This is a genomic window from Caulobacter sp. ErkDOM-C (assembly GCF_048541825.1).
GTDB lineage: Bacteria > Pseudomonadota > Alphaproteobacteria > Caulobacterales > Caulobacteraceae > Caulobacter.
Genome location: NZ_CP183332.1, coordinates 3,054,396 through 3,076,308, shown reverse-complemented (window position 1 = coordinate 3,076,308; position 21,913 = coordinate 3,054,396). Strand labels below are relative to the sequence as shown.

Annotated in this window: 14 protein-coding genes; 11 read left to right on the top strand and 3 right to left on the bottom strand. The window is 65.2% G+C overall.

Going from position 1 to position 21,913, the window contains the following annotated elements:
• Positions 1-123 precede the first annotated feature (123 nt).
• Entirely contained in the window at positions 124-1,350 is a 1,227-nt protein-coding gene (locus ACN2C8_RS14810) for an ROK family protein (RefSeq protein WP_419252745.1), read from the top strand.
• Here ACN2C8_RS14810 and ACN2C8_RS14805 read toward each other — a convergent pair.
• From ACN2C8_RS14805 to ACN2C8_RS14795, 3 genes are all read right to left on the bottom strand, one after another.
• Positions 1,347-4,775: a glycosyl hydrolase 2 galactose-binding domain-containing protein gene (locus ACN2C8_RS14805; RefSeq protein ID WP_419252743.1), complete on the bottom strand. Its 3,429-nt coding sequence runs from the start codon at positions 4,773-4,775 to the stop codon at positions 1,347-1,349. The genes ACN2C8_RS14810 and ACN2C8_RS14805 overlap by 4 nt on opposite strands.
• 57 nt (positions 4,776-4,832) lie before the next feature.
• Positions 4,833-5,786 (bottom strand): ROK family protein, encoded by a 954-nt coding sequence (locus ACN2C8_RS14800; RefSeq protein WP_419252741.1) that lies wholly within the window; start codon positions 5,784-5,786, stop codon positions 4,833-4,835.
• Between the two features lie 192 nt (positions 5,787-5,978).
• The gene (locus ACN2C8_RS14795; protein WP_419252739.1) at positions 5,979-6,119 is read right to left on the bottom strand and encodes a hypothetical protein; all 141 of its coding nucleotides are present in this window, start codon (positions 6,117-6,119) and stop codon (positions 5,979-5,981) included.
• Positions 6,120-6,661: 542 nt separating this feature from the next.
• On the opposite strand from ACN2C8_RS14795, the gene ACN2C8_RS14790 reads away from it, so the two are divergent.
• The 10 genes from ACN2C8_RS14790 to ACN2C8_RS14745 all read left to right on the top strand — a co-directional run bounded on the left by ACN2C8_RS14790 (position 6,662) and on the right by ACN2C8_RS14745 (position 21,498).
• A complete protein-coding gene (locus ACN2C8_RS14790; protein WP_419252737.1) occupies positions 6,662-9,862 on the top strand; it encodes a PAS domain S-box protein in 3,201 nt (1,066 codons plus the stop codon).
• Entirely contained in the window at positions 9,852-10,277 is a 426-nt protein-coding gene (locus tag ACN2C8_RS14785; RefSeq protein ID WP_419252735.1) for a response regulator, read from the top strand. Before ACN2C8_RS14790 ends, ACN2C8_RS14785 begins: the two co-directional genes overlap by 11 nt.
• Positions 10,278-10,482: 205 nt before the next feature.
• The gene (locus ACN2C8_RS14780; RefSeq protein ID WP_108504463.1) at positions 10,483-10,554 is read left to right on the top strand and encodes a hypothetical protein; all 72 of its coding nucleotides are present in this window, start codon (positions 10,483-10,485) and stop codon (positions 10,552-10,554) included.
• A gap of 89 nt (positions 10,555-10,643) precedes the next feature.
• Positions 10,644-13,559: a TonB-dependent receptor plug domain-containing protein gene (locus tag ACN2C8_RS14775; RefSeq protein WP_419252732.1), complete on the top strand. Its 2,916-nt coding sequence runs from the start codon at positions 10,644-10,646 to the stop codon at positions 13,557-13,559.
• Between the two features lie 64 nt (positions 13,560-13,623).
• Positions 13,624-15,114 carry a putative basic amino acid antiporter YfcC gene (gene yfcC, locus ACN2C8_RS14770; protein WP_419252730.1) on the top strand — a complete coding sequence of 497 codons (1,491 nt, stop codon included), beginning with the start codon at positions 13,624-13,626 and terminating at the stop codon, positions 15,112-15,114.
• Positions 15,114-16,364, top strand: coding sequence for a cyanophycinase (locus ACN2C8_RS14765; protein ID WP_419252728.1), 1,251 nt, complete (start codon positions 15,114-15,116; stop codon positions 16,362-16,364). The genes yfcC and ACN2C8_RS14765 overlap by 1 nt, the downstream gene beginning before the upstream one ends.
• A 7-nt stretch (positions 16,365-16,371) precedes the next feature.
• Positions 16,372-17,256, top strand: coding sequence for an isoaspartyl peptidase/L-asparaginase family protein (locus ACN2C8_RS14760; protein ID WP_419252726.1), 885 nt, complete (start codon positions 16,372-16,374; stop codon positions 17,254-17,256).
• 192 nt (positions 17,257-17,448) lie between these two features.
• A complete protein-coding gene (locus ACN2C8_RS14755) occupies positions 17,449-19,623 on the top strand; it encodes a M13 family metallopeptidase (RefSeq protein ID WP_419252725.1) in 2,175 nt (724 codons plus the stop codon).
• 49 nt (positions 19,624-19,672) lie between these two features.
• Positions 19,673-20,749 carry a sensor histidine kinase gene (locus tag ACN2C8_RS14750; RefSeq protein ID WP_419252724.1) on the top strand — a complete coding sequence of 359 codons (1,077 nt, stop codon included), beginning with the start codon at positions 19,673-19,675 and terminating at the stop codon, positions 20,747-20,749.
• A 20-nt stretch (positions 20,750-20,769) separates the two neighbouring features.
• Positions 20,770-21,498 (top strand): LytR/AlgR family response regulator transcription factor, encoded by a 729-nt coding sequence (locus ACN2C8_RS14745; RefSeq protein ID WP_419252722.1) that lies wholly within the window; start codon positions 20,770-20,772, stop codon positions 21,496-21,498.
• The last annotated feature ends 415 nt before the right edge of the window (positions 21,499-21,913 follow it).

Below are 21,913 nucleotides of genomic sequence, written 5' to 3'. Positions count from 1 at the left end.
CAGATAACAGCGTTTCATTTCTTATTGCAAGTTGTTTTAATTGGCCTGACGGGCATCTCGCCGCTGTCAGACCTTCTGCGTGGCGGCTAGGGTGTGGCGGAGACTTTCAAAAGGCGCTTCATTTTGGTCAATCAGTTCGTTTCAGGGGCCTCGACCCGGCGGCGCAGCGCCGGGGCCAGCTTCTCGGGCGCCAATCTGGAGCGCGTGGGCGATCACAATCAACGCGTTACCTTGCAGGCTGTGCGCGCGCGCGGGCCGGTAACGCGCGTGGAGTTGGCCGAAGCCACCGGCCTCACACCGCCGGCCGTCGCCAATATCACCAAGCGCCTGATGGACATGGGCCTGGTGCTGGAAGCAGGGCGTCTGCAGGGCGGGCGCGGCCAGCCGGCCATGACCCTGATCGCCAATCCCGAAGGCTGCTTCTCGATCGGCATCCATATTGATCGCGACCATATCACCGCGACCTTGGTCGATTTCGCCGGTGAAGTCCGCGCCCGCGCCAGCCAGGAGATCGCTTTTCCGTTGCCCCAGGACGTCACCGCGTTCTGGACCGGTGAGCCAGGTCGGGGCCTGCTGGCGTCTTTGCCCACACCCGACCGGCTGCTGGGTATCGGCGTCGCCCTGCCTGACGATTTCGGCAAGGTGGCCCTGCCGCATCGGCCCGCCAGTTTCGACGCCTGGAATAGCCTGGATCCGGCCAGTCTGTTCACCGACGTTGGTGGTCCGCCGGTGTTCGTCGAGAACGACGCCGCCGCCGCCGCCCTCGCCGAACTGCAGTATGGCCATGGCCTGAGCAAGCCCAGCTTCTTCTATGTGCTGATCGCCGCCGGCCTGGGTGGGGGGCTGATCATTGAGGGCGAGCATTTCCGCGGCGCCGACGGCCGCAGCGGCGAACTGGGCTTCTTGCCGTCGCGCGCCGCGCTCGGTGGTGCCTCGGACGGCGTCTCGGTGCAGTCGGTTGTCTCGTTGTCGGCGCTGTATGCTCAGATCGAGATGGGCGGCTTTTCGGTCGCTGATCCGGGCGCATTGCTGGATTTGCCGCCCCCGGGCCAGGCCCTGATCAGCGACTGGATCGAGCGGGCCGCCGACGCGCTGACCGATCCGATGATCAACATCAGCTGTCTGATCAATCCCGAGGCGGTCTATCTGGGTGGTCGTCTGCCGGCGGCGATCGTCGACCGGCTGGCCACGGCGCTGAACACCCGGCTGGCCGCCCTGACCGGATTGCCGGCCATCGCCCGGGCGCGGCGGGCGGCGACCTCGGCCGATGGCCCCGCGATCGGCGCGGCCATCTTGCCGATTATCGACCAGCTTTTGCCGTCGCGGGCCGCCTTGCGGAAAACGGCTTAGGGCACGGCGACCGCAACAGGCGCAGCGTTCCAGCCCCTAAGGTTCAGGTCCAGTGGGCCGCTGGTCGCCGCAGCCCGATAGCGCACCTCGATCGGGCGTTCCTCGCCGGGCGTCAGGGTCAGATAGTTGTCACTGTAATAGGCCGGAAGCACGGCCCGGCCCTGCGCGTCAGTCAGGGTCAGTTTCAGGTTCAGGGCGGGCGCGGCACCGGTATTGGTCACCTTTGCGGTCAGCACCGTCTCGTCGCCCTCCGTCCGGCGCGTCGTCTTCAGCGACACGGTTTGCGGCGTCATCGCGGACAGCTTGCGCGAGCCGGCTGCGTCGCCGGCGATCCAGTAGCTGTTGTTGCTGAGCGCCTGACCCTTGGCCGCGCTTAGATCCAGACGCACGACGACCGCGCCCTGTGAGGCCAGCACGGCCTTCAGGTCCAGGGCGTCGCCGATGCTGACGCTATCGGCCTTGGCCGACAGGGTCACGGCGCGATCCGACAGCAGGCGGCCATCCAGAGCCAGCACCCGTACGCGGGCCTTGGCGTTCTTCAGGTCGCTTCCGCCATTGTTGACCAGGGCCAGGCGGTGATCGGCCAGGCTCATCTGGATATGCACCGTTTGCGCCGCCTTCTTGACCCCGTAGAAGGCCCCGTGGGTGTCATAGTCGTGGCTGTAGATCTGCCACATGGTGCTGGGCCAGGCCGAGTGGGTCATCCACAGCAGCCGGCCGGAGGACCTGGTCCACAGCTCGGCGTTCATGCCCTCGAACATCGCGCGGTGGGTTTCGTAGTTCATCAACTGGGCTTTGCGCTCGAAGTCCTCCAGGCTGGTGGGCGGGCCCAGCTTGGCGGCCATGGCGTCCTGGAAGGTCTTGACCGCGCCGTTCCCGGTCGGATGCCAGTCGTGATAGGCCCAGGTGTCGCTGATCGGCCAGCGATCGGCCTCCGGCACAGCGGCCTTGAACGCCTCCAGAGTCGGGAACGAGGGCGTGCCGACCTCGACCGAGAAGCCCTTGGCGTGGTCAGTGAAATAGCTCTCTGGCTCGCGATAATTGTACGGCCCGCTGTTTTGCAGGTTCACCCGGTTGGAGCTGCCCGTGTACCAGCGGGTGCCGTCCAGATCATGGACCAGCGCCTCCAGACCCTCATTGAGGATCGGCTGCGGGACGCCCTCATTGCGGCCAAACCACAGGGCGATCGAGGGGTGGTTGCGGAACCGCTTTATGACGTCGGCGGCGTTGGCCAGGAACAGCGGCACGTCCTGCGGTTCCAGCTGATAGTCCTGGGTCGAGGCCCAGAAGTCGTTCAGGACCAGCAGGCCGTACTCGTCGGCCAGGTCGAAGAAAACCTCCTCGGTGTTCTGGCCCACCCAGTTACGGATGGTGTTGAGATTGGCCTCCTTGTGAAGCCGGAAATAGGGCTCCAGCCGCTCACGTTCGACCCGTTTGCGCCAGTCATCCATGCCCCAGTTGCCGCCGCGTGCGGCGATGCGGCGGCCGTTCACCTTGATCACCAGATGTGGCGACAGGCCCACCTCGGGTACATCGCGCACCGCGGGCGAGGCGTCACCGGCGGTGGTCAGGGAGGTGGCCCAGCCGTCGGGCACCTTGCGGATACCCTCATGACTGCCGTCGGTGATGTCCTGACCCAGCTGGCGGGCCTTGGCGAAATCGACCTCGACCCGGCGCAGCTGGCCTGCCGGGTTGATCAGCGACAGTTCATAGGTGATCTGGCGCATGCCAAAGCGGATGCGTCGTTCGTCCGAAGCCTGACCATCCTGGCTGACCGTCAGGGTCAGGGCGTGCAGGGCCGGGGCACCATAGCCATTGGGCCACCAAAGTTTGGGGTTCTTTACGGCGAGGGACGGGAAGGCGGCCGGTGTGAAGCGCACGTCTGATGCGCCGGGAGGGGCCAGGACCGTCTGTTCCACCCGCACGCCGTCGAAGGCGGCCGTGACAGTGATGTTGGCGGGTCTGTCGCCCAGGTTCTCGATCGGAACGATGATCTCGACATCGGCCTGGCTGTTGTCGGCGCGGGGCAGGGTGGTCACCACCTGAGCGTCGCCGATCCGGGCCTCGCCGGTGGCCCGCAGGGTGACGTCCTGCCAGATCCCCGTGTTGCGGTCGCGGACGCTGGGGATCCAGTCCCAGCCCTCGGAGGCGACGAAGGTTGGGCCGTCCAGCGCCATCATGCCGCCGTTCTCGCCGACCCCTGCGGTCAGAGATTCCTCGTGGGCGATACCCGGATGTGGCGGGGGCGAGACCCGCACGGCTAAGGCGTTTGAGCCGGCGACCAACATCTTGGTCACGTCGAACTGGCCGCGGATGAAAGCGCCCTTGATGTCGCCCAGTTTCTGGCCGTTGAGCCAGACCTCGGCGGCGTAGTTGATCCCCTTGAATGTCAGCAGCAGGCGCTTTCCGGCCGCTTGAGCCGGGGCGTCGAACGTGGCGCGATACCAGTAGTCCTGCCGGTTCAGACTCTCGGGGATCAGGATATTGTTGAGGCCGTGATCGGGGTCTGCATAGACGCCGCGATCAACCAGAGTGTTCAGGACGGTGCCGGGCACGGTCGCCGCGCGCCAGGCTTCTGCGTTGAAGCCAGGCTTGGAGATCGCGCCGCCGCCCGCCGAGAGGCTGGGCGCGTCGATCAGGGACCAGCGCTTCAGCGTCCAGAGCCCTTCGCCGTCTGCCTTCAGCGCCGGTCCGGAATAGGCGGGGATAGCGACGGCAACATTGGCGGGAGCCTTGCTGCGGGGCAGGGTCCAGGGATCCTGCGGCGCGGTCTGGCCGTACATCTGCCGGACCTGGACCGGCCAGGTCGGGCTGCCGGTGTCAAAGACAGTCAAGGCATCGTTCGGCGGGGTCCCGGCCAAGGCGGTGACCGCGTCGGGCGCCAGGGCCGTCCCTTCATAGCGCAGTCCTGCCACGTCGCCCGCATAGGCCGCAAAGCCCGAGACCTTGCGCGGCGCCAGTCGCAGGCGCGCCGTCACCGCATTGCCGGGCAGCGTTCCGGCGCCGACCGCGTGGCCATCGACGAACAGGCGCACCGCGCCGCCATCAAAGACCGCTGTGACGTGGTGCCATTCCCCCGGCAGCCAGGCGGCGTCGGCGCGGATAGTCCGTCCGCCGCTGGTTGCGCCAAAGCCGCTGGCGTCGAGCACGAGATAGCGGCCCTTGCCGGTCGGATCGCCGACGCCGGCGATCAGGGCCGGCCCCCTGGGGCGTTCGGAAGAGCGCATCCAGGCGCTCAGGCTCCAGGGGCTGTCGGCGGGCAAGACGGCGCCGGCCGCAAAGCCTGGCAGGTCGCGGGCGATCTCGTCGCCGCCGGCCGGGAAGGTAAAGTTGAAGGGCCCCGCCGTCTGGGCCAGGCCGGAGCCAGCCGTGGCGGTCATGGCGATCAGCGCCATGGCGCTAACGAAGTGAGAGGGCTTGCCCATGATCGTTTCCTCCTCCTTGCACCGACGGTGACGTGACCGTCCGGCTGCATTTTTTGTTCAGATCGTTGTGGACGCCGGTCTCGGGCTATCGGGGACCAGGCCGTCGGCAGGCCAATCGGGCTGGGACCACAGCATCGCCGCGCCCCTCACACCGGAAGCGTCGCCCCAGCGCGCCGGAACCAGTTTCGCGGCCCAGCGGTCGGAAAATACATGCGGCGCGATCAGGTCCGGCAGGCGCTGATAGAGCGCCTCGACCTTCGACAGCCCGCCGCCGAACACGAAGACGTCGGGATCAAGAATGTCGCAGATCATCGCCAGCCCCCGGCCCAGGCGCTCGAACAGCCGATCCAGCGCTTCGACTGCCTGGGCGTCGCCGGTCGCCGCAGCATTGACGATCTCTTCGCCCTTCAGGGCGCGACCCGTGCGGGTCTGAAAGTCGCGCTGCAGGCCCGAGCCCGAGATCCATGTCTCCAGGCACCCGCGCCGTCCGCACCAGCAGGCGGGGCCGGGCGTCTCATCGGCCGCAGGCCAGGGCAGGGGAAGGTGGCCCCACTCGCCGCCGACGCCATTTGCGCCCTCGACCAGTCGCTGATCGACCACCACCCCGCCGCCGCAGCCCGTGCCCAGGATCACCGCAAAGGCGGTCCGGAATCCGGCTGCGGCCCCATCGACGGCTTCGGACAGGGCCAGGCAATTGGCGTCGTTGGCGATTCGAACGGGGCGCGAAAGGACCTGCTCCAGATCTTTCCCCGGCGTACGGCCGTTCAGCCAGACTGTATTGGCGTTGCGCACCAGACCAGAGGTCGGCGAGACCGAACCGGGCGCCCCCATGCCGACGGTTCCGCGGGCGTTGGTGGCAGTCTCCGTCTGAGCAATCAAATCACGGATGACGCTGATAGCGCTGTCATATGAGGCAGGAGTCGGGGCGCGGAGACGCGAGACATAGTCGCCTTCGGGCGCGAGCGCCGCGACTTCGATCTTGGTGCCGCCCAGATCGACGCCAATGCGCATGCCGCGCGTCGCTCTGCTCTCCGCGTCCAACGTCTCGTCCCCAGCCATTCTTGGCCAAGACAAATCATAAGGCATTTATAAAAACAATTTGTTTTATTATTTACCCGGCCGATGATCTGGCTTGTTCGGGCGGTTTGGACCGCTCGAGTTTCTGGACGGCGGTGCGCGCCAGGAAGCGCTGCAAACCAGGACCTATTTCTGGCGGCCCTCGGCGATCCGTCGCCGTGCCGCCGCCCGGCGGGCCTTCCAATGCTGGACATAGGGAGCCGCGAACGTCCAGGCGAGCGTCGCCGCCAGGATCAGGACGATCGGAATCGCCAGCTTCAGATTCACGTGGACCTCCCCAAGTTTTGACTCAGACTAGCCGGGGTCGCCACACGGCTCAATTGCGCATTCCCGGTCGGGGATCGTCTTGGCCAAGGCGTTGTCATCTTGTCTCGCTGATGTAGCGCATCGAGATGCCCTCTTGCGCCGCGCCGTTCCGGCGCCGCCCGGTGGGGCCTTGCCGAGCGCTCGCCGGAACAGGCCGGCCGCGTCGAGCGTGCGCACCGTCAGCCCGTTAACTGTGCTGACCATCCGGAAAGGCAAGACTGCTCAAAAGCGTCTGATTTTGTTTTCCGTAGAACAATTGTTTAGTGAACCAAGCGATGGTGCGTCAACGGCTCCAATTGAGACGAGCAATTTCTGCTGGCCGCCAGAAAATTCTCGTAGAGGTTTCGGGTGCCGTGATTTTGACAGCTTTTGCGCGAGCCGATAACCAATTCCCAAATCACGACAACGGCGTCAACGCTCATCCCATCCGTGCCGCTAGGCTACAGATGGACTTGCCATGATGTTTACCATTTAAGTATGCCAGCCGATTGCGAGCGAACAGCATGGAAGAACGCGAATTATTAAGGCTAAATGCCTTGCGGGCGTACAGGGTGCTGGACACCGAGGCTGACGCCGCTATCGATCGCTTGGCGGGCCTGGCCGGCAACCTGTTTGCGACGCCCATCGCGCTGGTTTCGCTGGTTGATGAAGAGCGGCAGTGGTTCAAGGCCAAGGTGGGCCTGGAGGTGTCGGAGACGCCGCGCGATCAGGCCTTCTGCGCTCACGCTGTCACCATGGGTCCCGATGCGGTGATGGTGGTTGAAGACGCCACCCTGGACCCCCGCTTTGCGAGCAATCCCTTGGTCACGGGCGCGCCGGATATTCGCTTCTATGCCGGGGCGACCTTGACCACCAAAGACGGTCACAATCTCGGAACCCTCTGCGTCATCGATAACAAGCCGCGGCCGCGCCCCAGCGTCGCGGAGCTGGAGCGGCTTCAACTGCTCGCCCGCATTGTCGTCGACGAGTTTGAACTGGCGCGAGCCAACCGCCAGACTCGCGAAAAACAGCGCCTTCTCGAAATCGCCGAGGTCATGTCCGGGGTGGGCCAATGGCGACTGGACCTGATCTCCAATACGGTAACTTGGTCCGATACAGTTTACGCCATCCACGGCGTTGACCGCCAAAGCTTCGACCCCGATCTCGACGACGCCGTGGCCTTTTATCATCCCGATGATCGCGCCATGGTCATGGGCCATTTGGCCCATACGAGCCAGACCGGGGAGGGCTTTGAGTTCCGCCTCCGACTGACGCGCGCCGACGGCGCCGTGCGCCACGTGATCTCGCGCGGGGTGTGCGAGCTGGACGATCACGGGAAGCCGGCCTCGATCTTCGGCCTGTTCCAGGACATCACCGAGACCGTCGAGACCATCGCGAGCCTCCAACGCCGTCAAGAACGCTACCGGCTCGTGACCGAGCATGCTGGCGACGTCATCACGCGCTACGATTTCTCGGGCGGGGGCCGGTTCATCTCGCCCGCCGTCGAGAAGCTTCTGGGCTACAGCGTCGAGGAAACCATAGGCCTGACCGTGCCGGTGGTGCTGCATCCCGATGATCGTGAGCGGGTGATGTCGGTGTTCGAGGCGATGTCACGTGGCCTTGCCCAGAGTACCCTGCAGCACCGCTCGCAGCACAAGCTGGGCCACTACGTCTGGGTGGAGTCAAACCTTCAACTGGTGCGCGATGCGTCCGGTGCACCCCAGGAAATCGTCTCGGTCTCGCGCGATATCTCTGACCGCAAGGCCCTGGAACTTGAGATGGCGACCGCTCGCGACGCTGCGCGCGAACAGGCCCAGCGAGCGCGCCTGGCCGAGGATATCGGCGGCGTCGGCTACTGGCGTTACGACCTGAAGGCCCTGGACCTGGATGTGTCGGCCAAGATGTTCGAAATCTATGGGCTGGAGCGCGTCGAACACCCGGCCATCGAGATGTTCAACGACCGTATCCATCTCGAAGAACGGGCCTGGACCATGGCCAGGCTCGCCGAGCGCCTGAGGACCGGAGCGGCCGACTACAACGTCACCACGCGCATCGTCCGTCCGGACGGCGAGGAACGCTACATCTCCGGCAGCTCGATTATCGAGACGGGGTCCGACGGTGCGCCCGCTGTCATCATGGGCACGGTTCGCGACATCACCGACGACCGCCGTATCCAGGCCGAATTGGCGGCCAGCGAAAGCCGCTATCGGCTATTGGCCGACAACGCCAGTGACATGATCGCCGCCTTCGGCCCAAGTGGCGACATTCGGTTCGTCTCGCCCGCATGCCGCCCGATCCTCGGTTACACGCCCGAGGAGATGTTCGGCCGCAGGGTCATCGACATGACCCACCCCGACGATGCGCCGCTGTTGAGGGTAAACTACGCCGAGCTGATCGCCAGGGGGCCCTCCGCGATCTCCGAGCCCTTCCAGTATCGCGGGCGGCACAAGGACGGCCATTGGGTTTGGCTGGAAGGTCAGCCCAAGCTGTTCTTCGACGCGGACACCGGCAAGCTGGCCGCAATCCAGGATGTCGTTCGCGACATCACAAGCCGCAAGGCTCTGGAGCAGGCCCTGGAACTGGCCCGTGCCGAAGCCGAAGCCGCGGCGGTGGTGAAGGCCGAGTTTCTGTCGAACATGAGCCACGAACTGCGCACGCCCTTGACGGCCGTGCTGGGCTTCTCGCGGCTGATCGAGGATCAACCCGAACTCTCGCCGGCCACGCGCCGTTTCGTCGACCGCGTCTCCAACGCCGGCAAGGCGCTGATGTCGACGGTCAACGACATCCTGGACTTCTCCAAGCTCGAGGCTGGTCAGGTCGAGATCGTCGTCACCCCCAGCGACCCGCGACAAATCCTTGAAGACGCCATGGACCTCTTCTCTGGCCAGGCCCAGGAAAAGGGTCTGGATCTGGTGATGACCGGCTTGGATGGCCTGCCCTCGGGTCTGACTCTGGCCGCTGATCGGATCCGCCAGATCCTGCTCAACCTGATCGGCAACGCCGTGAAGTTCACCGACAGCGGTCGCGTGGAGCTGGAAGCCCAGTGGACGGCGCGAACCGGCCTGTTTCGGGTAACCGTCACCGACAGCGGCGCGGGCATACCCACCGATCGCCTGGATCAGCTTTTCAAGCGGTTTTCCCAGGTCGACGGCTCTTCCACGCGCAAGCACGGCGGGTCAGGGTTGGGCTTGGCAATCTGCAAGGGGCTAGTCGACGCCATGGGCGGCCAGATCGGCGCTACCAGCCAAGCGGGGCAAGGGTCTTGCTTCTGGTTCGAGCTTCCGGCCGCGAAGGTTTCGCTTGATGAAGCCGGGACCGATGGCCAGGCGGCGGCGGTCATTCCAGAGGGTTGCCGCGTGTTGGTGGTCGACGACCGTGCGGTCAATCGCGATCTGGTCTGCGCGGTCCTGCGCGTCTTTGGCGCCGAGATGACGGAGGCGGCCGACGGCGAGGCGGCGGTCGGGCTCGCCAGCGCCGAGCCGTTCGATGTGATCCTGATGGATCTGCGCATGCCGGGTATCGGCGGGGTGGAAGCGACCCGACAGATCCGTGAGGTCGCCCTCAATGGAAATGTGCCCATCATCGCCTTCTCTGCCGATGTGGGCGGCGCACTGCCCGAAGGCGTCTTTGACGGCATGGTCGCCAAGCCGCTTGATGCGCGGGCGCTGCTCACGGAGATCAATCGCGCCCTGTCTTACGAGTGGGAGGGTGAAGATGCCGCTTGAAGCGCGTCGGCGGCGAATCTTCATCGCGGAAGATGACCGCAATCTCCTGGAGCTGCTGACCACGCGGCTCAGCGTGGCGGGCTATGACACGGTCTTCGGGCGCGATGGATGGGAGGCCATCGACGGCATCCACAGTACGCGTCCGGACGCCATTATCCTGGACGTCAACATGCCCCGCCTGGACGGCTTTGGCGTCCTCCGCCACATCAGAAAGAGCCCCTTGGTGGCCAACATCCCGGTGATGATGCTGACCGCCCGCAATGCGCCCGACGACGTCAAGGAAGCGCTGGCCCTGGGTGCGCGGGACTATCTCGCCAAGCCCTTTAGCGACGCCTTGCTTCTGGCGCGCGTGGCGCGGCTGCTGCGCGCCCGGCCTGTGGCGCCGATAGCGTCGTCAAAAGTGGTTCTGCTGTAGTCGCGCCAAAAGATTTGGGGGTTCTCCCTTGGGCGAAAGTGCGACTGGCTTGGGCAACCAAGCCAGTCCAGCCAACGGCCCGCCCGTGGACCACGCAGGCGCCCTCCAATCGTCCATTGCAACATTGTCCGGCCCGATACGAAGTCACGGCTTGTCAGTGGCAACCAATTCTGTAGCGTCGTAGCGTCACAGGAACGTTGAAGACATGCGACCTTCGCATCAGGTCCTCGTGCGCCGATCGGTTCAGTTCCACCTGAAAGATTGGTTCAACGAGTGAAGACCCCCCGACCGTAAAGCGGTCGGGTCGCTGACGCCTAAGGCGTCGCCAAAGCCAGTCCTGGCCTGATCCGTCGTCGGCGCGCGCCCATGCGCGTGTCGCGTCGCGCCCCGACCCCTGCCTGTCATCACGAACATCAATCCGCGCGTGGCCTCTCGGGAGGAGCGTTCCGCGCGGCTGGGGGTATTCCTATGAAACCGCATCAAAACGACCTGGGCCATGTGCTCGGGGCGATACTGGCGCTTGGCCTGGCCACACCCGTCCTGGCGCAGCAAGCGCCTGCCGCCGCCACGCCTGCTGTCACCGAAGAGATCCAGACGATCGAGGCCGTCACCGTCACGGGCACCCGAATCCAGGGGCTGGATCTGAAGGGGGCTGTTCAGGCCTACCAGATCGACCGGGCGACCATCGACGAGTCCGGGGCAACCTCGGTCATCGACCTCTTCTCGCAGCTTCCCGCCGCCGCCGGCGGGGGTGGCACCTTCTCGACCGCCAGCGCTGGTGCCTTGTCCAGCGACACGCCCGTCGGGGCGTCAGGCGTGTCGTTGCGCGGCCTGGGCACCAGCGCGACCCTGACCCTGATCAACGGTCGGCGCGCCTCGGTCAGCGCCTTCGCGCGAGGCCAGGAGTCGTTTATCGACGCCAGCGCCATTCCGCTGGCGGCGCTGGAGCGGGTTGAGGTCCTGCCCAACGGCGCCTCGGCCCTTTACGGCGCCGACGCCGTGGCTGGTGTCGTCAACTACGTCCTGCGCAAGGACTTCGAAGGGGCGGAATTCACCGCGTCTTACGGTGACTCCACCGCCGCCAGCGACGAAGGCCGGTTCAACGCCAATCTCGTCGTCGGCAAGGCTTTTGGCGATCATCACGTCACGGCCGTCATCGACTATTTCAAGCGCAACGCCTTCTATCTGCGCGACCGCGAGGCCTCGCGCGACTCGGTCCGTCCCAGCCAGCAGGGGTTCTATCCCAGCTTCAACGACCTCTATTTCATGACCAACGACCAGACCGAGGGTCCCGGAAGCGGCGGCTGCGCGGCGGCCGATTTCAAGGTCGGCAATCTGGGTGAATACTGCCAGGTCAACACCAACCGCTATGTCTCCTCGCAGGATCAGCAGGCAAGCCTGGGCGGCCTGATCACCCACGACTTTGCGATCAGCGACAATGTCTCCTGGTACAATGAACTGCTGTTCCAGCACACCGAGGCACGCGGCACGAGCTCGCCGGCGAACTTCTCCCGCGCCCCGATTGACCCGGCCAATCCCAATTGGCCGGCCGCTTTGCAGGCGGACATCGTTGCCGAAGGCCGCGTCCGCCGCTTCAGCTCCTACAACGGCTTTCCGATCTTCGCCTGGGGCAAGCTGATCGAGCCTCGCGCGGTCGAGGTGGAGTCCGACTCCTTCCGCTATGTCTCGGGCCTGAAGGGCAAGTTCGCCACAGGCTGGACCTATGACGCAGCCCTGCTGTTTGGCGGCAATGACCGGACCCAAAGCGGCCTGTCGGGCCTGATCCGGTCCAAGGCCTTCTATGACGCCAACCTCGGCAACCTCTGCAGCGACGGCTCCAGCGTGAAGCGGTGGAACGTCAATCTCAGCCGGCCCAGCGCCAGCTATGTGGGCAATACCTGCGAGGCCGCCGGCAAGACCACGCTCTGGTACAATCCCTTCGGCGGCCAGACCACGCAGGCCGCCGGCCTGGACAAGCTGCTGGAGACCACGGCCGACCGCAAAGGGCGCTCGCGCACCTATTCGCTGGACGCCTCGACCTCGGGTGACCTCTTTACGCTGAGCGGACGGACGGTGAAGGCGGCGTTCGGAGCGGAGTATCGTCGGGAAACCCTGCGCGATACGCCATCGGGCGATGCCGTCGCCACGGCGTCCAACCCCGAGCCGATCCTGGGCTTTTCCTCGACCAGCGCCCGGGCCGAGCGTGACCAGTGGGCGGTCTATGGCGAGCTCTATGTGCCTTTGTCCGACCAGTTCGATGTGCAGCTGGCCGGTCGCTATGACCACTACGACGCGTTTGGCGGCGACTTCAATCCGAAGGTCTCCGCCCGGTTCAAGGCCTCCGATCTCCTGACCTTCCGGGCCAACTGGTCGACCTCGTTCCGTGCGCCGTCCCTGGCCCAGAGCGGAGCGGGGGTGCTGCTGTCCAGCTATCGCGTCGACTGCAAGGCGACCCCGGCGGCCTGTAACGGCAATGCCTCGGCCAGCGGCCAGTCTCTGCTCTCGGAAGACGTCGGCAACACCGACCTGAAGGCCGAGAACGCCGACACCTGGGGCGGCGGCCTGCTGTTCCAGCCCAATGCCGATATCGAGATCAAGCTCGACTACTGGAACATCGAGCACAAGAATCTGGTCGGCATCGCCGAGGACGACTTCATCCGTCGCGCCCTGGCCGGCGCCTTCCCCGTCTCGGGGGCGGGCCTGCTTCCCACCGGCACGCCGGGCCTGGAGGTGACCAACGGCTTCGTCACCGATGCTCACTTCCAGATCACCAATCTGGGCTACCAGAAGACCAGTGGCGTCGACGTTTCCTACACCCAGTACCTGCCCGAAAGCGCAGCGGGAAAGTTCACCCTGACCTTCGACGCCACCTATCTGATCGACTTTGATCGCAAGGCGTCCAGCGGCGCGGTGGTCGAGAAGCTGGCCGGCGACTACCTCTATCCTCGCGTCCTGGCCAACGCCCGGCTGCGCTGGAAGCGGGATGCCTGGCGGGCTTCACTGGGTGCGCGCTATGTCAGCGAGTACAAGGATGACCCCGACGTCCGCACCCTGGCTGCGGTGGGCCTGCCGGCCACTGCCACGGTCAAGGTCGATAGTTCCCTGACCTTCGACACCAGCCTGAGCTATGATTTTGGTCCGCACAGCTTCGTGCAGCTCAACATCAGGAACCTGCTGGACGAGACCCCGCCTCGGGTCCTGGGGTCCAGCGCCAATGTCGATCTCTACAATCATGATCTGGTGGGGCGTTTTGCGACGATCCGCCTGACTCATCGCTTCTGACCCTGGCGTCGCCGCCGCTTCGGGCTTTCGCGCCCGAAGCGGCGGCCTTTTCCGAGCACTGTCCATGGCCCCGCCCAATTCCGAGTCCGATCCCTCGCCGCCTGCGATCAAGAGCAAGATCCCGGACACCTTCCTGATCCTGCTGATCCTGGCGCTGGCGGCCTATGCCAGCACCTGGCTGTTTGCACCCGGTCGGTATGGGTTGGCGCCGTCCGGCCGCATCGACCCGGCGGCCTATGCCGCCGCCGCCCAGCCGAAGGGCGCACCGATCTTCGGCTCCGAGGGCCATGTCGGCCTCTTGAACTTCCCGTTCGAGGGCCTGGTCACCGGCGACCGCGGCTCGGCCACCGTGGGCCTGATGGCGTTCATCCTGGTGATCGGCGGGGTGTTCGGCGTCATCATGCGCACCGGCGCCGTTGACCGTGCCCTGACCGGCCTGATCGGCAACCCGGCCGATCCCAAATCAAAGCCGAACGAGCTTTTGATCCTGGGCCTGTTCGCGGCCTTTTCCCTGGCCGGCGCCGTGTTTGGCATGAGCGAAGAGGCCATCGCCATCAGCCTGATCGTCACGCCGGTGCTGGTGCGCAGCGGCTATGACTCCATCACCGGCATGCTGACCTGCTACGTCGCGACCCAGATCGGCTTCTCGGCCTCGTGGATGAACCCCTTCGGCCTGGTGATCGCCCAGAGCATTTCGGGCCTGCCGGTTCTGTCGGGGATGGGCCTGCGGATCGTCATGTGGCTGGTCTTCACCGGCGCGGGCCTGGCCTATCTGTGGTGGTACGCCCGCCGCGTCCGTCTGACGCCGACCCTGTCAAAGGCCTATGCCTCCGACGCGCTCTGGCGCGACAAGGCGAGCGTCGGCGCGGTCGGGCGGTTCGGGGCCGGCGACGCCATCATCCTGATTCTTCTGCTGCTGACTGTGGCCTGGGTGGCTTGGGGCGTGGTCGCCAAGGGCTACTATCTGGCCGAAATCGCCGCCCAGTTCTTTGCGCTGGGCCTTGCGGCGGGGTTGGTTGGCCGCGTGTTCAAACTGGGCGGGGTCGACGCCAACGACCTGGTGCGGGCTTTCAGCGACGGCGCGGCCCAGCTGGCCCCGGCTGCGCTGGTGGTCGGCGTCGCCAAGGGGATCATCCTGATGCTCGGCGGCGACAAGCCCGACCAGTGGAGCCTGCTCAACGCCTTGCTGCACGAGATGAGCGGTCTGACCGCGCTTCTGCCCAACTGGGCGACGGCCTGGGGCATGCTGGGCTTTCAGAGCGGCATCAATCTGCTGATCGTCTCGGGCTCTGGCCAGGCGGCCCTGACCATGCCCCTGATGGCGCCTCTGTCGGACCTGTCGGGCGTCACGCGCCAGACCGCTGTTCTGGCCTTCCAGCTGGGCGATGGCCTGACCAACATCATCGCCCCGACTTCGGCGTCCCTGATGGGCTGCCTGGCGGCCGGGCGTCTGGGCTTTTCGACCTGGCTGGCCTTCATCTGGAAGCCGCTGGCCGGCTTGCTGGTGATGGCGGCGGCTTTCGTGCTGGTCGCCCAACTGATCGGATACCGCTGATGCGCGGCTTGCTGATCTTGCTTCTGGGCGGCCTGATCGCAGGCCCCGCCGCCGCGCAGGGCGGGACCCTGGTCATCGTCGGTGGTGCGCTGTCGCGCGACAACGACGCCGTCCACGCCGCCTTCATCGATGCCGCCAGAGCGCATGCGCCGCCAGGCGTTGCGCCACGCTTCCTGATCATTCCGGCAGCCTCGGGCGCGCCCAGCGACTCGGCCCAATCCTTCGCTCAGCAGCTGCAGCGTCGCGGCGTCGGCGCCGATCAGATTGCTGTGGCCAGGGTCGCCGTGCGCGATGATCCGGGTACGGCGGACATCGACGAGTCGCTCTGGGCGTCTGGGGGCTCAGCGCCGGAGGAGGTGGCCAAGGCCGCCCCGGCTGACGGCGTGTGGTTCGTGGGGGGCGATCAGGCCCGCATTGTCGCCACCCTCAAGACGGCAAAAGGGGAGGACACCCCTCTGCTCATAGCCTTGCGCGCGCGCCTGGCCCAGGGGGCCGTGATCGGCGGAACCAGCGCCGGCGCCGCCATCATGAGCGAGGCCATGATTCTGCAGGGCGACAGCCTGCCCGCCCTGTTGCGGCCGCTGGGCGCGACCGAGACAGCAGATGGCGAGGCCCTGGCCATGGGCCGAGGGCTGGGCTTCTTCACCGGCGGTCTGGTCGATCAGCACTTTGATCGCCGGGCGCGCCTGGGACGCCTGGCGCGGGCGGTCGCGACCCTGCCGCTCAGCCAGCGCATCGGCTTCGGCATCGACGAGAATACGGCCCTGGTGATTGATCTGGCGACGCGCAGCGCCAGGGCGATCGGGGCGGGCGGGGTTACCATCCTTGACGAGCGTTCGGCCCTGATCGATGTCCGGGATAGCGCCCTTCACCTGCGGCAAGCGCATCTGCATTTCATCAGCGGAGGCGATAGGGTGGATCTGGCGACCCTGGCTGTGACCCCTGCCGGCTACAAGCAACGGCTCAAGCCCTCTGCGTCGGCGACAGCCCGGCTTCGCGTCGCCGAAGGGCTGGCCGCGCCGGCTCAGCGCCTGGACGCTTGGCTGGCCGAGGATCTGGTTGGGGTGGCGGCTTCCACCCGCATCGAGCGCCCGTCGTTCCTGCCCGGCGGCGCGGGCATACGCTTTGGCTTTGCCCGCACGCCGTCCTCTGCTGCGTATCAGGGCCGTGACGCCCAGGGGCGCGATCGCGACACGATCGTCGACGTGGCCTTCGACGTCTCTCCCGTCCATGTCGTTTTCAGACCGTAGGTTACAGATGAACTCTACCCCCCATGTGATCGCCTTGCACGGCGGTGCGGGCGTCATTCCCGGACGCGACTACCGCGAGGCGACCGACCACCTCCGCGATCTGGCGGCGCGGATGTCCGCGCAGTTGGCCGATGGACTGTCGGCCGTTGATGCGGTGGAGATCGCGGTGATCGAGATGGAGGCCAGCGGTCTCTACGTCGCCGGGCGCGGCTCGGCGCCCAACGCCAGTGGGCTTGTCGAGATGGACGCCTCGATCATGGACGGCGCACGCCGCAAGGCCGGAGCCGTCTGCGCCATCCGTGACGCCGCCAGCCCGATCGCGGCGGCCCGCCGGGTGATGGAGGCAACGCCCCATGTCCTGTTGGCCGGGCAGGGCGCGTCCGATTTTGCCCGCCAGCAGGGCCTGACGCAGATCATGGATCCAGCAAGCTTCTTCCGGATGCCCGTCGGGATCACCGCCGCCGATATTGAGGCGGAAACCCAGGCTCTGGCGCACGGTACGGTTGGCGCGGCCGCTCTTGATCTGACCGGAGCCCTGGCTGCAGCGACATCAACCGGCGGGGTGTTTGGCAAGAGGCCGGGCAGGGTAGGCGACACGCCCATACCCGGGGCCGGGGTCTGGGCCGACGAGGAGGTCGCCGTGTCCTGCACGGGGGTCGGAGAATTCTTCATCCTGACGGCCGCGGCCTTCGATGTGTCCGCGCGACGACGCTATCTCGGCGAGTCCCTGGAGGACGCCTGTCAGGGCATGATCGACAGCGTCGGCAGGCTGGGCGGCGACGGCGGCGTCATCGCGGTCAATCGCGCCGGCCAGGTCGCATTTGTGTTCAACTCTCCCGGTCTGAAGCGGGCCGCAGCCGGTTCAGCGTTCGAAGCTTGGGCGCAGGTGTAGGGCGTCGGACGCTGCTCTGGCCGAACAACGCCGCCGCGCTACGACCGCCGCCATTCCAGGTCGATCCGTAGGGGAGGATGTAGGGCAGGTCAGCGCCGCTGACGCCCTACCCTTGGCCAGGGCGCCGCCGGGAACGACGTGTTTGCAGCCTCAGCAAGGGTCGGCGCCGGCCAGAGCACTGGCGAGGTCGGCATGGATCGCATTGTGCTCACCGCCGCTCATCCCCGCCGATCGCCGCTCGGCACCTTTTTGGCCAAAGCCGCTTGCTTGTCGGGACACTGGAAGTCCTCAGCGCGAACAACGCTCATCCTTCCGACACGCAGGCGCCCCATGAATCCCACGACCCTTCTGAAACTCAGCTGCCTTACCCTGCTCCTTCAAGTCGGCGTCGGCGCAGAACAGGCTCAGGCTGCGCAGGTCCGATCCGGGCTGGATCTGCCGGGGTTCGATCAGGCGGTGCGCGCTCAGGACGATCTCTATCGCCACAGTAGCGGCAACTGGCTGCGGACCGCCGCGATCCCGGCTGACAAGGCCGAGTTGGTCGGCGCCGATATGCCTGCGGTCGTCGATCAGCGCATCCGCAAGATCCTTCAAGACTTGGCGATCAAGCCACAGGCGAAAGGCTCCAGCGGACAAAAAGTCAGCGACTACTACGCCGCCTATGAGGACACCGTCGCTATCGAGAAAGCCGGCCTGAAGCCTATCAAGCCCTTGCTGGCCCAAATCGCCGCGATCGAGACGTCGCGGCAACTCGCGACCTGGGTCGGCAGCGCCCAAGGCCAGATCGAAACGCCAATCTGGCTCTGGGGCGGCTTTGCCGACTTCATGGATCCCGGCCTGAACCGCGTCATGGCCTGGCAAGGCGGCCTGGGGCTGCCCGACCGCGACTACTATCTGAAGCTGGACGATGCTGAACTCGGCAACGCCCGCGCCGCGTACCTGACCTATCTCACACGGTTGGCCCAGCTCTCCGGTCAGGCCAGGCCCGCCGAGATGGCGCAACGCGTCCTGGACCTGGAAACGCGCCTGGCTCAAACGCACGCGCCTTTGAGCGAAGCGCGGGATCCGTCCAGAATGTACAATCCGCTGACGGCTGAGGAACTGATGGTCAAAGCCCCCGGCTTCGACTGGGAGGCCTTTCTGGCCGCAGCCAAGATCTCCCGCGGCGACAAGGTCACCGTGACGCAACTGAACACCGCCATCGCGACCGCCCGGCTCTTTGCCGATCTGCCTTTGGCCGACTGGAAGGCCTATTTCACACTCCGCAGCCTGGACTCGGCCGCGCAGGTCTTGCCGGCCGAATTTCGCGCCGCGCACTTCGCCTTTCACGGCAAGGCCATCACCGGGGCGCAGGTCGAGCAACCCCGGGCCGAGCGCGCGCTCGGGCAGGTCACCTGGGCGCTCAACGAACCCCTGGCGCAGCAATATGTGGAGCGTCACTTTCCGGCCGCGCACAAACAGAAGGTCGAGGCCATTTTCCATAACGTGCTGGCCGCCTACCAGCAGCTGATGGCGGACAACAGCTGGATGGAACCGTCCACCAAGGCGGCCGCCCTGGACAAGCTTTCGAAGTACAAGGCCAAGATCGGTCACCCTGACAGCTGGCGTGACTATGCCGCATTGGACGTGCGCGCCGGCGACGCCTTCGGCAACCAGCAACGGGCCAAGCGGTTCGACTGGGAGCACAAGGCGGCTGCTGCCGGTAAACCCATGGATCGCAAGGCTTGGGCAATGTCGCCGCTGGAGGTCAACGCCTTCTATGACCCCATGGGCAACGAGATCATTCTGACGGCCGGCATTCTGCAGGCCCCGTTGTTCGATATGCGGGCCGATGATGCGGTCAACTACGGCGCTATCGGTGCAACCATCGGCCACGAGATCAGCCACGGCTTCGACAATATGGGGTCTCAGTTCGACGGCGACGGCGTGATGAGGCAGTGGTGGGGTGAGGCCGATCGCCAGACCTTTGCGGCACTCGGCGCCAAGCTGTCGGAGCAGTTCAACGCCTTTGAAGCGCTGCCGGGCAAGACCGTGAACGGCCAGTTGACCCTGCCCGAGAACATCGCCGATCTGGTCGGCCTGCAGATTGCGTTCAAGGCCTATCAAACCAGCCTGCATGGCAAACCGGCCCCGCGAATGGACGGCTATACCGGAGAGCAGCGCCTGTTCCTGAGCTTCGCGCAGAGCTGGCGCGTCAAGCGCCGCGATGAGCGCACCCTGCAGCTGCTGACTTCGGATCCCCATTCACCGCCGGAATTCCGCGCCAACGGTGCAGCCCGAAACATCGACGGCTTCCACGAAGCTTTCGGGACCCAGGCCGGGGACAAGATGTTCAAACCCGCCGCTGAGCGCGTACGTCTGTGGTGAGCCTGTCAATCCGCTTGCATCTCCGTCCGTTGGAAACTCAGCTCCCCCGATGAAATTCTTCCCCCGCGAACGGCAGTTCTGGATCTACCACGGCGCGGCCATGGCGTTCGTCGTCATGGTCACGCTGCTCAGTATCTTGCTGTTTGGCCGCCTTGACGCCAACAACCTGGCCTCCACCTTGGCCTGGATGCCGGCCTACACGCTGGCCGTACTGGGCTTTCGCTGGCTGTATCTCCGGCACCGCTGGGCCGGGCTGCCGATGGGTCGCCTGGTCCCCATCGTCATCGGCTATAGCAGCCTGAGCGGGTTTGCCGTGATGGCTGCGGTGGCGGCCCTGGTAATGCCGTTCTTCTGGCAACAGATCAGCGCCAGCCGGGCTGAATTCAACACCCTGGATTTTTTGGCGCGCAACATCCTCGGTAACGGGCTGCAAGCGCAGCTCTTCATCGGCGCCTGGGCCTTCGTCTATCTCAGCGCCGCAGCCGCGCAGCGTGCCCGCGAGGGCGAGCTGCAAAACCTGCGTCTGCAGATGAGCCTGAAAGCCGCGCAACTGAGCAGTTTGGCCAACCAGCTTAATCCGCATTTCCTGTTCAATACGCTCAACAACATCCGCTTCATGATTCACGAAGATGGCGGCCGCGCCGACGCGATGATCGTGGCCCTGTCCGAATTGCTGCGCTACTCGCTCGAAAGCAGCCAGCAAAGCAAGACACGACTGAGCCAGGAACTGTCCGTCATCGAGGCCTTTATCTCCATCATGCGGACTCAAATGGAGGACCGGCTGGACTTCAGGCTTAGCGTTCCGGCTTCGATACACAGCTGTTTGCTGCCGCCAATGGTCTTGCAACTCTTGCTCGAGAACGCGATCAAGCATGGCCTTGATCATCTACCCCGCGGCGGGATGGTCAGCGTTGTGGGAGAGGATCGCGGCGATAGCCTGATGTTCAGAGTCATCAATGACACGCCACTCACGCCGGCCAAGGTGAAGCCATGTCTTGGCTTGGGCCTGCCAAACATTGAGCGCCGCCTGCGCCTGTTGTACGGCGATCGCGCTGCAATCGAGACTAAACAGACTACGGGGCGCTTTCAGGTCGAGCTGAGCCTGCCCAAGGAGTTTGCTTCGTGATGTCAAGGATAAGAACGCTGGTGATCGAGGACTCGCGCCTCGCTCGGGAGGGCCTGGTGCGCATGCTGGCCGAGTTTAGCGACCAGATTGACGTTCTGGGTCAGGCCGACAATGCAGAAAATGCTTTTGTGCTGATCGAGCAACTGCGGCCCGAGTTGCTCTTTCTCGACATTCACATGCCCGGCGAAGACGGGTTCGGATTACTCGAGCGGCTCGACTATACGCCCCGGATCGTCTTCACCACCGCCTACTCGGAGTACGCGATCCGCTCCTTCGACTTCAATACAGTCGACTATTTGCTAAAGCCGATCAGCCCGCTGCGGCTGGCGCAGGCTTTGGCCAAGCTATCTGGCGAGCCGGAGTCAGAGCCCGACTCGACCGAGGCCAAGCCGACGCTGGACATCAACAGCAAGATATTCATTAAGGACGGTGACCATTGCCACCTGGTCGCTCTGAGCTCAATTCTCTACATCGAGAGCTGTAAAAACTATGTCCGGATGTACTTTCCAGACAGGGCTGGCGGCGCAATCAAGAATGCCTACGTCAAAAAGTCCATGAATCAGATCGAAGAGAGGCTGCCGAGGGCCGTCTTCTTTCGAGCCAGTCGTCAGCACCTGGTGAACCTGCAAGCCATCCGTAGCATCGAGGAATCGATAAGCGAGGGTTTCGAAGTCACCATGCTCGACGGCAAGCGCCTGGAAATCTCGCGCCGCAATGCAGGCAAGCTTAGGGATCTGCTGAGTTTTTAAACGGGCAGGGGAGGGCGCAGAGCGCGCCGTGCGCTGTCGCCGCTCACCCTCGCTCCCGTCGCCAAACTTTGGAGTTTGGCCACAGTCTTTCCGAGACGCCCCCCGGCTCGCTTGATGTGCGGCAGGCGTCACCATGTGTTCCCAGCAGATCCTTCAACGCAGTATTGTCGTGCGTCGTGTCGACTGCAGCCGCTTGAGCTTGGCGTCCGTCCGCCAGCGCCTTCAACCGCCGCGCCCCCGACACGTCCAACCCTCCGTACTCGACCTTCCGCCTGTAGAAGATCGGTGAGCTGAGCCGGCGCTTGCGGCACGGGTCCCCCAGTCCTGATGCGGCGTCCCGAAAGCTTGGCTGACAGCAAAAGCGAGGCCTGGAAAAGGTTCGGCGTTTGACCATTCCCCATTCTTGTGATTTATC

Coding starts and splice junctions, on each gene's coding strand:
- ACN2C8_RS14805 (WP_419252743.1), bottom strand. CDS start 4,775: ATGGGCAAGCCCTCTCACTTCGTTAGCGCCATGGCGCTGATCGCCATG.
- ACN2C8_RS14800 (WP_419252741.1), bottom strand. CDS start 5,786: ATGCGCATTGGCGTCGATCTGGGCGGCACCAAGATCGAAGTCGCGGCG.
- ACN2C8_RS14790 (WP_419252737.1), top strand. CDS start 6,662: ATGGAAGAACGCGAATTATTAAGGCTAAATGCCTTGCGGGCGTACAGG.
- ACN2C8_RS14785 (WP_419252735.1), top strand. CDS start 9,852: ATGCCGCTTGAAGCGCGTCGGCGGCGAATCTTCATCGCGGAAGATGAC.
- ACN2C8_RS14775 (WP_419252732.1), top strand. CDS start 10,644: ATGCGCGTGTCGCGTCGCGCCCCGACCCCTGCCTGTCATCACGAACAT.
- yfcC (WP_419252730.1), top strand. CDS start 13,624: ATGGCCCCGCCCAATTCCGAGTCCGATCCCTCGCCGCCTGCGATCAAG.
- ACN2C8_RS14765 (WP_419252728.1), top strand. CDS start 15,114: ATGCGCGGCTTGCTGATCTTGCTTCTGGGCGGCCTGATCGCAGGCCCC.
- ACN2C8_RS14760 (WP_419252726.1), top strand. CDS start 16,372: ATGAACTCTACCCCCCATGTGATCGCCTTGCACGGCGGTGCGGGCGTC.
- ACN2C8_RS14755 (WP_419252725.1), top strand. CDS start 17,449: ATGGATCGCATTGTGCTCACCGCCGCTCATCCCCGCCGATCGCCGCTC.
- ACN2C8_RS14750 (WP_419252724.1), top strand. CDS start 19,673: ATGAAATTCTTCCCCCGCGAACGGCAGTTCTGGATCTACCACGGCGCG.